General features: G+C 35.3%; 11 protein-coding genes. 4 read left to right on the forward strand and 7 right to left on the reverse strand.

Features of this window, described 5'->3' with window-relative positions; all coding sequences use genetic code 11:
* Positions 1–4 precede the first annotated feature (4 nt).
* From GYW75_RS07635 to GYW75_RS07660, 6 genes are all read right to left on the reverse strand, one after another.
* Positions 5–313, reverse strand: a complete 309-nt coding sequence (locus GYW75_RS07635; RefSeq protein ID WP_194240446.1) for a hypothetical protein — start codon at positions 311–313, stop codon at positions 5–7.
* 177 nt (positions 314–490) lie between these two features.
* Positions 491–1,009: a CPCC family cysteine-rich protein gene (locus GYW75_RS07640; protein WP_174798923.1), complete on the reverse strand. Its 519-nt coding sequence runs from the start codon at positions 1,007–1,009 to the stop codon at positions 491–493.
* Positions 1,010–1,098: 89 nt separating this feature from the next.
* Positions 1,099–1,623: an SMI1/KNR4 family protein gene (locus GYW75_RS07645; protein WP_174798924.1), complete on the reverse strand. Its 525-nt coding sequence runs from the start codon at positions 1,621–1,623 to the stop codon at positions 1,099–1,101.
* Positions 1,624–1,719: 96 nt separating this feature from the next.
* The gene (gene plsB, locus GYW75_RS07650; protein ID WP_174798925.1) at positions 1,720–4,134 is read right to left on the reverse strand and encodes a glycerol-3-phosphate 1-O-acyltransferase PlsB; all 2,415 of its coding nucleotides are present in this window, start codon (positions 4,132–4,134) and stop codon (positions 1,720–1,722) included.
* Between the two features lie 342 nt (positions 4,135–4,476).
* Positions 4,477–5,241 (reverse strand): type I 3-dehydroquinate dehydratase, encoded by a 765-nt coding sequence (gene aroD, locus GYW75_RS07655; protein WP_085164990.1) that lies wholly within the window; start codon positions 5,239–5,241, stop codon positions 4,477–4,479.
* Between the two features lie 117 nt (positions 5,242–5,358).
* Entirely contained in the window at positions 5,359–6,231 is an 873-nt protein-coding gene (locus GYW75_RS07660) for a shikimate dehydrogenase (RefSeq protein WP_174798926.1), read from the reverse strand.
* Between the two features lie 185 nt (positions 6,232–6,416).
* Here GYW75_RS07660 and GYW75_RS07665 point away from each other — a divergent pair, with 185 nt between their 5' ends.
* The 4 genes from GYW75_RS07665 to radA all read left to right on the forward strand — a co-directional run bounded on the left by GYW75_RS07665 (position 6,417) and on the right by radA (position 11,597).
* Positions 6,417–7,760, forward strand: a complete 1,344-nt coding sequence (locus GYW75_RS07665; RefSeq protein WP_174798927.1) for a Na+/H+ antiporter family protein — start codon at positions 6,417–6,419, stop codon at positions 7,758–7,760.
* Positions 7,761–7,797: 37 nt separating this feature from the next.
* Entirely contained in the window at positions 7,798–9,087 is a 1,290-nt protein-coding gene (gene rsmB / locus GYW75_RS07670) for a 16S rRNA (cytosine(967)-C(5))-methyltransferase RsmB (protein ID WP_174798928.1), read from the forward strand.
* Between the two features lie 146 nt (positions 9,088–9,233).
* Positions 9,234–10,208 (forward strand): phosphoserine phosphatase, encoded by a 975-nt coding sequence (gene serB / locus GYW75_RS07675; protein WP_065560868.1) that lies wholly within the window; start codon positions 9,234–9,236, stop codon positions 10,206–10,208.
* A gap of 9 nt (positions 10,209–10,217) precedes the next feature.
* On the forward strand, positions 10,218–11,597 hold the full coding sequence (radA, locus tag GYW75_RS07680; RefSeq protein WP_065560869.1) for a DNA repair protein RadA: 1,380 nt from the start codon (positions 10,218–10,220) through the stop codon (positions 11,595–11,597).
* A 100-nt stretch (positions 11,598–11,697) separates the two neighbouring features.
* On the opposite strand, the gene ppnN is transcribed toward radA, so the two are convergent.
* Positions 11,698–13,074 carry a nucleotide 5'-monophosphate nucleosidase PpnN gene (gene ppnN / locus GYW75_RS07685; RefSeq protein WP_034913512.1) on the reverse strand — a complete coding sequence of 459 codons (1,377 nt, stop codon included), beginning with the start codon at positions 13,072–13,074 and terminating at the stop codon, positions 11,698–11,700.
* Between the last annotated feature and the right edge of the window lie 103 nt (positions 13,075–13,177).

Raw genomic sequence — 13,177 nt, forward strand, 5'->3', positions numbered from 1 at the left:
GTAATTAAAGTACTTCAACAGTTGCCACTTGTTTAGGTCCCTCATAAATAATTATTTTAAACCCTTTATTGAGTAAGTAACTGGGCGCATTTTTCATTAAAAAATGGGCTTCACCAAAACCTATTCTTTCATGAGTATTAATGTTCTCATTATTTTTAACATTTATTACCAATGACCAACTTGTCATATCACCCTGCTTATCTTTAAGCGGTTCAGTGATCGGATAGTATTTTGTATTTATAGGAAGCGTTTTTTTTCCACCTTGTTGTATGGATCGCCAATAAATTTTGACATTAACTGTCGAATGTAGCATTTTTAGATTCCTATTTAGTCATTTGTTATTCTGTTATTTTTTAATGTGTTTACCAATTTATTTAATGGCCTTCTTAATAATAAATTATCAAATTTTATTTAGCCATAAAGATTGTTTTTTGTTTAAAAAATCAGATTTTACATACTTTCATTGTGATAGGAAAATTTATATAGAAAATTACACTTGCTTCAATTTTAAGCTGGTAGGTGAATACCTTCTTATAAATACATCACTGTATTGCTCAATCAATTCTTTTGTGACGATATTATTTTTATAATCTGTTAAGTAACTTTTGTTTAATTTGCTATAACCATTTTTATCCAATGTATCCGTCTGCCAATTGCAAACAGGGCATATTTCAAAAATAGCATCTTCAGCATTTTCGAACACCACAAATTGGCAACAAGTACAAGCTACCCCAGATATTCCACTATCTGGGTGATCTATAATCTTTATTTTATTACCGGTAATTTGCTCTATTTTTGTTTCGAGATAACGATTTTTTAATAACGGTGAGGGTTTATAATTATCAAAAATATCATTATTAAATATTGCTTGTTTAGCATGCTCGCAAGATTGCTGGTTTATTATGCCATTTTCAAACAAATATGTTGTTCTAGCTTGTAAGCTTAAACTAAATAACGCATGATAACTTAAAAAATTGATGACCTCATTACGCAAAAAAGATATACACATAATGTTGCTATGCCTCTATTAAGCTCATAGTTAAATGAACGCTATAATGCTAATTATCTATTTAGCAAAAATATAATTATCACAAACGGTTATTTTTTGAAATAAATGTAAAGCGCAATTGAAGCAATAACCCAAACCCATATAAGAATATCTAGCTGGCGATCTTTCTTATATTTTTTGTCAAGAGATTGTAATACCTCATCCAAAAATAAAATAAAACAGTTAAATGATTCAAATTGCAGTGTTAATTTTTGCTCTACGACTGACCAGTAGTAAACACAACCATTATCTTGAGGCCTTAATGAAAGCAGGTAACAATTCAAGTATAGATCAGAAGCAAAAGGGAGCATATCTTGTAGCTGCGGGAAATCTCGTTTAAACTGCGCATAAATATTTTCTATTGTAAGGCCATATTTTATGCTAAAAAAATTAATCAAAAACTTGTCATCAACATAATTACTCATTTTACTATCAAGTTGTATAAAAGTTCCTCCGTTAAATTGGCGGTAAAAGTTGATAAAATCATCGTGAATTTTATTCCCAACGAATTGACTAAATTCGTTGAGTTCTTCATCAGTTAATTGTTGTTGTGTTTCTTCAAGTTTCAATATCATTTGTTTTTTCTTTTTCACCCAAACCATATTAACTAAAAAGCATGACTTATTATTTTTTTGTTTAATAGCTTCATTATGGACTTTTTATTATTTGAGTTATAAATTGATTTCGTCGATAGTTTGCATTACTCGTGCTGTAATTAGAGGCTTAAGTATTGTATTCATGGTTTCAATTTTTCCTAAGTTGGTATCATTTTGATCATCTAAATAACCTTGCTCTCGTAGTGATGCGACTAATGTTGAAAATACACCTTTGTCGAAGAATTCTGGAGCATTAATACCATGCAAAACAGATAACCGTTCAGCAATGAGACGCGCCTCTTTTTCTAGTTTTGCACGGCTAATAGTTGGATCTTTTTGCAATAAAGAAAACGCAATAGCATAACGTTGTAAAGTATCTTTAGAAGATGAAGCAATTAATTGTAATCCCGAAATTTTTAAAGAATTTACTGTCAATTTATCTGTCGAGTCGCTAATTAAATTCAATTTGGCATAAGTTGCTATGATTTGTTGTACATATACAGTTAGCTGTTCATCATTATGATAAAGGAATAGTTCTGATTTTATTAAAGGGAAAAACCGTCTTACTTGTTCTAATATTTCGCCAGATGATATTTGGTTATATTTGAGCACAATTCTAGCTACGATTGCAGGAATAATCAGTAAATGCTGAATATTATTTCGGTAATAGGTCATTAATATTGCTTGTTCAGTTGTAAGTCCAACCATTTCACCAACTTCATCGGTAGTAATAATGAATTTACCCATTTGTTTGGCGTGTTCAAATAATTCTTCAGGTGTTTGATCTGGAATAGTTATCAAATCTGAATAAGGAATATTTTTTAATAATTTTAAAAAATAATCGATATGTTCCAGTAACCTTACTTTGGTTAGTGCGCGTTGGTCTGCGGCCAATAATATTGAACAGCATAAGTTCATCGCATTAATTGCAGCTGAAGAGTTAATATGCTCCATAATTTGTTTAGCAAGTAAATTGGTTGTTGGTGTTAACCAACTAGGGCGCTGTGTACCAGTTGGTTCTATTTCATTTCGCCAATCAGGAACTTGTTGGTTTAAAAATTGATTTAAAGGTATAGGTTGGCCAAAATTAACATAGCCAAACCCTAATTTTTTTAATTTGAAAAATGCTTTAATTGTGCGTCCTAAACTCTCTTTTTCTTTTTTTGCACCACGGAGTTCATTGGCATAAGTTGCAACTTCTAAAACATGTTCATAACCAATATAAACAGGAACAACAGTAATTGGGCGTGCATCACCACGCAATAATGTTTGGATTGTCATCATCAACATGCCTGTTTTAGGATCGAGTAACCGGCCTGTGCGTGAGCGTCCACCTTCAATAAAATACTCAACAGAATAACCACGGATAAATAGTTCAGCCAAATATTCACGAAAAACGGCAGTATAGAGCTTATTTCCTCTAAATGAGCGGCGAATAAAAAATGCACCTAATCGCCTAAAAATAGGACCTGCTGGCCAAAAGTTTAAATTAATGCCAGCAGCAATATGAGGAGGAACTAAACCTTGTCGATAAAGCACATAGGATAATAAAAGGTAATCCATATGACTACGATGACAAGGAGCATACACAATTTCGTGTCCGTTTTGCGCAAGCTCACGAACTGGATCTGCGTTTGTCACTTTAAGACCTTGATAGAGCCTATTCCATGCCCAAGTGAGAACAAAATCAGTTATTCTTAACATACGATAAGAAAAATTTGCGGCAATTTCGTTTAGCATTGCTAAAGCATTTTTTTTCGCTTTATCAATATCAATATTTTTGCTTTTAGCCTCTTCTTGTATTGCTTCTGACAGTCCAGGATTATTTAATAATTTATTAAGCATTTCTTGGCGAATGGGCAGTTTGGGGCCGACAGAAGCTATCCTTTGCTTTGCAAAATGAATACGCGCAACGCGAGCCAATTTATGTGCTAACACTGAAAGATCTTGTTTATCGACATGAATATCTTTAAAGGAAACAGTACGAGAAAAGCGTGTATAACAGTCTCTGCCTGATGTCATTATTTTTAATAATTTACTGGGTGCACCAAGTACTTGCAGTGAAAGTTTTTTTTCTCCTTCTTTATCAGGACGGCGACCAAACATGACCGAAATAGGTAGCATCTGAATATCAAGATCATGATTTTGTTGATGTGCAGAAATATAATCCCTTAAAATTTCAATCGCTTTACTTTTTTGTTGATTGGATGCAAAAATACCAGGTCCTTTATCAATATAGATATAAGCTGGAATAACTTTACCATTAATATCTATGCCAACTAATGGATCAGGTAAACTATATTGCAAACAAAGAGATCGAACCACCATCAAATCGATTTGAGAGTTATAAGGAAGTACGTATAAAATTGGCTTGTTGGTATCGAGGTCTAATTCTGTTATTGGATCGGTAGGAATTGGTTTGCTTTTAACAAAAAGCTTCACCAAAATTTGGATTAGAAAAAAATAAACTTTAGTCCACCAAGAAAACATAAAAAAATAAACCTCATACGTTTTTATTAATTATCCATTTAACTAACTTAGATTCTGCACTTTCTAACTAAACCTAAACTGAGAAATGAATGTTTAAATTAAAAATTTAAAGCAGTTTTGTTTTTAGTCTGCAAAAGCATTTAATAGTTAATGCAGTATATACTTCTTACTGCTTATCTGTTAGTAAATTTGCACAATCTTTAGTCCATGTAATTAGCTGATAAAAACAACTTATATAACAATATCCAAGTCTAATATAAAGGTTTATTGATATCAACTACATGGCTCTCTCTGTTTTTTTCCTTCTTTAGCTAATTGATTAATAAAATAGTTTCAGTTGAATTAACTACGACTTTGGTATAATGCGTCTAAAATATATCGTAATTGTTTAACATCTAATTGACCTGGTGCCGATGCATTCTTAGCCGCTCCAAAAGTCATTGCTGAACCAAATGTCGAACCAGAAATACGACTAACAGTTCCAAGCCCAGCCATTGACATGGTAATAATCGGCGTGGTTGAGTGTTTTTTGTTCATTTCTGTGGTGGCAGCTAGTAAGGTTAATACATCATCCTCGGTGTTGGGCATAACTGCAATTTTGGGAATGTCTGCGCCAAGTTCTTGCATTTTTTTTAGTCGATAGACGATATCGCTCTTAGATGGCGTTTTTTCAAAATCATGATTTGATACCACAACAAATATCTGATGTTTGTGTGCGACATCGATAATATCTTTTACATAGTCATCACCAATAAACATCTCAACATCAATCAGATCGATAAGCCCACTACAAGCCATTTCTTTATTCAATTGGATATAAGATGTTAATGGCCATGGCTTAGCTCCACCTTCGTTTGCGGTTCTAAAAGTGAATAAAATAGGTTTATTTGGTAGTAAATCTGCTATTTTTTTAGCGACTAACTTTACAGTATTAAGATTATCAACGTGGATAAAGTGATCAACACGCCACTCTAAAACGTCAAAATCAATTGATTGTAAAAACTGTACTTCATCAATTAATTCTGCCTCAGTTTTACCGATAATTGGCACAATAATTTTGGGTGCGCCTGAACCGATTTCAAGTTTTTTGATGGTAAGTGTTTTCATTTTGTATCCTGTTAGCTAAAAATTCCGTTAATAGACCATAATTTTATCTGGTTTTAATTTTGTATTAAATAAAACAGTAGAATGAAGTCATTAGCATAAGAAATTATTTATTAATCATTAATCATTAAAACCCATTTGCTCTTTCACATATTCAATAGGGGCATCTTCACCTGTCCAAATTTTTATTTGAGCTGCACCTTGCCATAACATCATGCCAATACCATTTAATATTTTACAACCTTGTTGCTCAGCTATTTCAAGTAGTTTTGTTTTACGCGGACTATAAATACAATCTGTAACAACAAGATCGGGGGGTAACATTGTTGGATCTGTAATTAAGCTTTTTCCTTCTAATGGTTTCATTCCGACACCTGTAGCATTGCAAAGTACGACACTATCTGAAATTTCTTTGCGTAGCTTATCTTTATCGGCGAGATCGATAACGCGTACATAACATTGAGTATTTTGATTTAATTTTTTCGCAATAGCTTCTATTTTTGTATAGCACTCATCCTTTTGATTAAAGACAGTGATCTCTTTTACGCCATCAAGAGCAGCTTGCACAACAATGGCTGTTGCAGCCCCTCCAGCACCTAGGATGGTTATTTTTTTGCCTATCACATCAATGTTGGCTTCTTTGAGCATGCGCATGTAGCCCATTCCATCTGTGTTATAGCCTGTTAAAACACCATTATCGTTTGAAATAGTATTACACGCACCACTCATTTCCACAGCAGGTGTTAACTTATCAAGGTATTGGCAGACTAGTTGCTTGTTGGGCATGGACACGGCACTGCCGCGTAATCCTAATGCTCGAATTCCTTTAATTGCGTCAGGGAGTTTTTTTTGGTCAACTTCAAATGCTAAATAAACATAAGGTACCTTTAATTTAGAATAAATGGTATTTTGCATTTGAGGGGATAAGCTATGGCGAATAGGGTAAGCCATTAAACCAATCAATAAAAAATGTCCGTCGATATTATTTCTCATTAACAACTCTCCACAATAGCCCTACAGTTTAGTTAAGGGTTCTATTTTTAGAATTTTTTATTAACACATTTTTAATTTTATATATATTTATATATAGATGAAAGAGTGAGTATACACTATCGATTGCACTTTCAACATCTATCGCCTAAAATAATAAGTTTTCTTCTTAAATAAGAATTTATTTTATGAATACAGTGCTTGATTTGTTTTCTTCAATAAATGCGGTTGTAGTTGCGGTAATTTGCATGTTAATTTTATCTCTTTGCCGTGTTCATGTCGTTATTAGCTTAATAATTGGCGCATTTGTTGGTGGACTATTTAGCCATTTATCGTTAAAAGAAACCATTGATGCATTTAATACTGGGATCAGCAATGGAGCTAATATTGCACTTTCTTATGCTATGTTAGGTGCGTTTGCAGTGGCAATATCAAAATCTGGCTTACCCGAATTATTGGCTGATAAAGCTATTAAGCAACTTACATCAAGCGATGCCAAAAAACGTATCAAGTGGATTTTGATTGTTATTATTGGGTTAGTAAGTATTTCATCGCAAAATGTTATTCCTATTCATATTGCTTTTATTCCGCTTTTAATTCCACCGCTTTTATACGTGATGTCCCGCTTACAGCTTGATAGAAGAATGATTGCTTGTATTATGACATTTGGATTAATTACGCCTTATATGTTTTTACCAGTAGGATTTGGGAATATCTTTTTAAATCAAATTTTATTAAAAAATATTACCGCATCAGGAATGGATGTTAGCCATGTAAATGTAATGCATGCAATGGCAATTCCTGCATTAGGCATGTTTGCTGGTCTATTATGGGCTATTTTTGTTAGTTATCGTAAGCCTAGAGAATATAAAATTATTCGTGGAGAGGCAAATCAAGATGCTTTAAAAGATGTGAGTAAGCGCTCTCTTATTGTTTCATTATTGGCGATTATTCTATCTTTTACTGTTCAACTTTATACTGGTTCAATGATTTTAGGTGCCTTAATTGGTTTTATTTGCTTTATTGTGTCGGGTTCGATTAAATGGGGCGAAGCTGATGGCGTTTTTACGGACGGCATCAAAATGATGGCTATGATTGGGTTTGTAATGATTTCAGCGCAAGGTTTTGCCGAAGTGTTAAAGCAGACTCATGAAATAGAACCTTTGGTTATCAATAGTGCAGCATTATTTGCTGGTAATAAAGTGATTGCCGCTTTTGTGATGATGCTAATTGGGCTGGTTATTACATTAGGTATTGGATCTTCATTTTCGACAGTTCCTATCATTGCTGCAGTATATGTCCCACTTTGTGTACAACTCGGTTTTTCACCAATTGCCACCGTATGCTTAATTGGTGCATCAGGTGCAATTGGTGATGCGGGATCGCCGCCATCAGATACTATTTTAGCGACATCTTCTGGGCTAAATCATGATGGACAACATGACCATATTCGCGATAGCGTTATCCCAACATTTACCCATTTTAATATTCCATTATTTATTGCTGGTTGGGTTGGCTCGTTAATTTTATAAGTTAATCCAATTAAATGAATTAAGGTCGTTATTCATTATGAATAAAAAATCATCCCAAAATATTAGAGCTATTTGTGCGCAAGCTATTTTTAATGTGCTAGAAGAAGGACAGTCATTAGGCGCTACATTGACAACTTTAAACCACAAAATAGCCGATAAAGATAAGGCGTTAGTACAAGAAATCTGTTTTGGTGTGATGCGAGTATTACCAGAACTCAACTTTTATATTCATACCTTGATGAGTAAAGTGTTAACGGGTAAAAATAGAATTTTACATGACCTATTGTTAGTGGGTATTTACCAGATTCTTTATACCCGTATTCCTGCACATGCTGCAGTTGGTGAGACAGTTAATGCGGTCAATACTCTCAAAAAAACACAGCTTAAAGGGGTTGTAAATGGTGTATTGCGTGAGTTTTTGCGCCAACAAACATTATTACAGCAACAATTTATGCAAGACAGCAAGCAACAAAACCAGCAGACATTACACCCAAGTTGGTTATTAACACGCCTTAAGCAGGCCTATCCAGAGCAGTGGCATGCTATTGTTCATGCTAATAATCAAAAGCCACCAATGTGGTTGCGAGTTAATCTTAACCAATATTCAGTAAGTGATTACCAACAACAACTTGCTGAACGACAAATTGAATCTGATAGCTTTCCAGAGTTACCTAGTGCTCTGCGATTATTGTCGCCTGTCAATGTAAATAAATTACCCTATTTTGATGAGGGTGCTGTCACGGTACAAGATCTGTCTGCTCAATATGCCGCTTATTTGTTAGCACCGCAAAATGGCGAGCTCATTTTGGATATGTGCGCAGCACCTGGTGGTAAAACCACACATATTTTAGAAGTTGCTCCAAAAGCACAAGTTTTAGCTGTGGATATTGAGCCTAGCCGAGTGAAGCGCATTCACGAAAATTTAACTCGATTAAACTTACATGCCGAAGTTAAAGTTGGTGATGGATTAACCCCAGAACGATGGTGTAAAGGGCAACAATTTGATCGCATTTTACTTGATGCACCTTGCTCTGCAACAGGCGTTATTCGCCGTCATCCCGATATAAAATGGTTACGCCGAGATAGTGACATCATGCAGTTGACTGAATTACAATACGCCATTTTAACTAAAATCTGGGCTTATTTAAAAACTGATGGTACTTTGGTTTATGCCACTTGTTCAATCCTACCAGACGAAAATAAATTACAAATTGAGCGTTTTTTACAAGAAAACACCAGCGCCAAATTACAAGGTGAACTTAAACAATTTTTACCTACTGAAAATGGTGGTGATGGTTTCTTTTATGCAGTATTAAAGAAAGTATAATTTGACTTTTTACTTTTGTTAAAAACTTTCCGGTTACTATGTGTTTGAGTATAAAAAACTAAAAAAATCACACAATCCTGATTTGGACAATCTTTAGTAGTTGTGATAAATTTTGGAGTTATTTTATCTTATAAAGATGTTCAGATATGGCTTATACTCTCACCTACAATGATTTACCTGAAAATATCCAACATTGGCAAGGTTTACCGCTGTCATTAAATGGCTGTGAAGTGGTTCCTTTAGATTATAATGCAGGTAAAACAGGCTGGATTATTTATGGTAAAAAGTTAAATAAAACAGTCTTATCAAAGTTCCAAGATCAACTTGCTATGCCAATGGTGATTGTTTCATCATGGAAAATCAAAACTTATCAGATTGTTCGTATTGCCGGGGTGATACCTAAAAAAGCCAAATCAATTTCATTAGCATTAGGTATTGATGTTGCCCCAATCGATAATTTACCCACGCTACGCTCCCCGGGGTTACTTGTTATGGACATGGATTCGACAGCGATTGGCATTGAATGTATTGATGAACTGGCCAAATTGCATGGTGTAGGGCAGCAAGTTGCAGCGGTAACTGAACAAGCGATGCGTGGTGAACTTGATTTTGCCACAAGTTTGCGAAAACGTGTGGCAACCTTAAAAGGGGCGCATCAAGCTATTTTAGATCAAGTTAAAGATAATTTACCACTTACTCCTGGGCTTACTTATTTAGTAAAAGAACTGCATAAAAAAAATTGGCATGTTGCTATTGCCTCAGGCGGTTTTACCTATTTTGCGGATCATTTAAAGCAAAAGTTAAAATTAGTTGACGTTTATGCTAATGAATTAGAAATCAAACATGGTAAATTAACTGGTAAAGTTTCTGGTCAAATTGTTGATGCAAAATATAAAGCAAGGACATTACAACAACTAGCAGCATCGCTGGAAATTCCCATTGAACAAACTGTAGCAATTGGTGATGGAGCCAATGATTTGATGATGATTCGTATTGCTGGTCTAGGTGTTGCTTATCATGGTAAACCTAAAGTTGTCGAAAAAGCACGAATTAGTATTAATTATGCTGATTTAACGGGTTTATGGTGTATTTTATCCACTAGTTTATTAAGTGAAGGTTAGGAGATTAAATTGGCAAAAGCAGTAAAACGTGCTTATGTTTGTAATGATTGTGGAGCAGATTACCCACGTTGGCAAGGGCAATGTAGCTCATGCCATGCTTGGAACACCATTACCGAAGTTAGGCTTGCAAGCACCTCTTCACGTAACGACAGATTAACGGGTTATGCAGGTAGCGGGATTGGGCAAGCTAAAATTCAAAAATTGTCCGAAATCAGTTTAGAGGCACTGCCAAGATTTTCAACCGGTTTTTCAGAATTTGATCGTGTGCTTGGTGGTGGTGTTGTACCAGGGAGTGCCATTCTCATAGGAGGGAATCCCGGAGCAGGTAAAAGTACGTTATTACTGCAAACCATGAGTAAGCTTTCATCACAAATGAATACACTTTATGTTACAGGTGAGGAATCCCTCCAACAAGTTGCAATGCGTGCCCATCGATTAGGCTTACCTGCGGATAATATCAATATGTTGTCCGAAACCAGTATTGAGCAAATCTGTTTATTGGCTGAGCAGTCCCAGCCTAAATTAATGGTGATTGACTCTATCCAAGTGATGCACCTTACTGATATCCAATCTTCGCCTGGTAGTGTTGCACAAGTACGCGAAACAGCTGCCTATTTAACACGTTTTGCCAAAACAAAAGGTATTGCCATTATTATGGTGGGGCATGTTACTAAAGATGGCTCTCTTGCTGGTCCAAAAGTACTTGAGCACTGTATTGACTGTTCAATTTTATTAGATGGTGATGCTGATTCTCGTTTTAGAACTCTACGCAGCCATAAAAACCGTTTTGGAGCAGTAAATGAGCTGGGTGTATTTGCTATGACAGAACAAGGTTTAAAAGAGGTTAGCAACCCATCAGCAATCTTTTTAAGCCGTGGAGATGAAATGCTACCGGGTAGTTCGGTAATGGTATTGTGGGAAGGTACTCGCCCATTACTGGTTGAAATCCAAGCACTAGTCGATCACTCGATGTATGGTAATCCAAGACGTGTGACTGTAGGATTAGATCAAAATCGGCTTGCATTATTGCTTGCAGTATTGCATAGGCACGGGGGATTGCAAATGGCCGATCAAGATATTTTTGTTAACGTTGTTGGTGGTGTAAAAGTTACCGAAACAAGTGCGGATTTGGCATTGATTGCAGCACTTGTATCAAGTTTTCGCAATCGCCCGTTGCCACAAGATATCGTTATTTTTGGTGAAATTGGTCTTGGTGGCGAAATTCGACCAGTACCAAGCGGACAAGAACGAATCTCTGAAGCGGCTAAACATGGTTTTAAAAAAGCAATTGTACCTATTGCCAATATGCCGAAGAAGAAGCCCGAAAATATGCAGATTTTTGCAGTTAAAAAAGTATCAGAAGCACTAGATATTTTAGGTGATTTTTAAAAACCAGATAAAATAGTAATAGTTAAAATTAATCCGCCAATAAGATTATCGGCGGATTAAAGTTGGATTCAATTTCTATTAAATGGGTTAATATTATTGTTTAATAACAAATTTCATAACAAGGTTGATAAGCGCTTCCTCCTGGCAATTTCATTCGGTTTTGTTTAACAAAACTACGCAATAAATTATCAAGTTGCTGCATAATTTCAATATCACCTTGTAATTTGTATCGACCATTTTCGGCAATTTGCTTCATACCAAATTCTTTAACATTTCCTGCAACAATACCAGAAAACGCACGACGCAAATCAGCGGCTAACAGCTCGACAGGTTGCTCACGATGAAGATTTAATGAGGCCATATTAGCGTGAGTAGGTTCGAAAGTATGTTGTAACGATTCATCAATTTTTAATAGCCAATTAAACCCATAAGCATCGCCTGTTTTTAAGCGTGAAGCTTTAACATGCTTAACACCCTCTTTCATAATACGAGCTACTTGTTCAGGTGAATCGATAATAATTTGATAAAGTTTAGTTGCCTCATCGCCTAATGTGCTACGAATAAAATTATCTATTGAAGCAAAATAATCTTCGCATTCTTTAGGTCCAGTCAGAATAAGAGGTAGGGTTTGGTGTTTATTTGCAGGGTTTAATAAAATACCCAGAATATAAAGCAACTCCTCAGCGGTGCCTGGTCCACCAGGGAAGATAATAATGCCATGAGCCATTCGCACAAACGCTTCAAGGCGTTTTTCGATATCGGGCATAATAATCAATTCATTGACTAATGCATTAGGCGGTTCTGCTGCAATAATTGACGGTTCGGTCATACCAATAAAACGGCTTTCTTTATAACGCTGTTGCGCATGACCAACGGCAGCTCCTTTCATTGGTGCTTCCATAACACCTGGACCACAACCAGTACAAATATTAAGTTCACGCAAACCAAGTTGCATACCTACTTGACGGGCATAATAGTATTCATTTTCGTTAATCGAATGTCCACCCCAGCAGACAACCAAATTTGGCTCTTCACCCACATGGAGCGCATTGGCATTGCGTAAAATAGAAAAAACAAGGTTTGTAATATAAAACGAATGATCCCTTTCAAATTTGAAATCGGAAATAAGCTCTTTAACTGCACTGATTTGACTATTCAAAAAAAGGATATCGCGTAACACTGCAAACAAATTAGCTTGAATTGAACGAATAATTCGACCATCAACAAAAGCGCTTTCTGGAGCATTAACCAACTCCAACTTGACGCCTCGCTCTTTACTAATCACATTAATTTCGAAAGACTGGAATCTATCTAATAGATCTTTCGTATTATCGGTTTTACTACCTGCATTTAGTGTTGCTAACGAACAATTTCTATATAATTTATAAAGTTCGCTATTGGCAGATTTTTTCAGAATATCGACTTCTGCCTGAGCAAGTAGATCCATTGATCCTAATGGGCTAATATGGGTGATCATTACAACCTCCATTTGACTATTTTATCAGCAAGGCGACTATTATATACTTAAACTGACTGAATAGGTAAAGTTGATAAATCTTCTTGATAACAGATTAACAGTT

The sequence above is a fragment of the Gilliamella sp. ESL0232 genome, from assembly GCF_013346885.1.
GTDB classification, from domain to species: domain Bacteria; phylum Pseudomonadota; class Gammaproteobacteria; order Enterobacterales; family Orbaceae; genus Gilliamella; species Gilliamella bombi.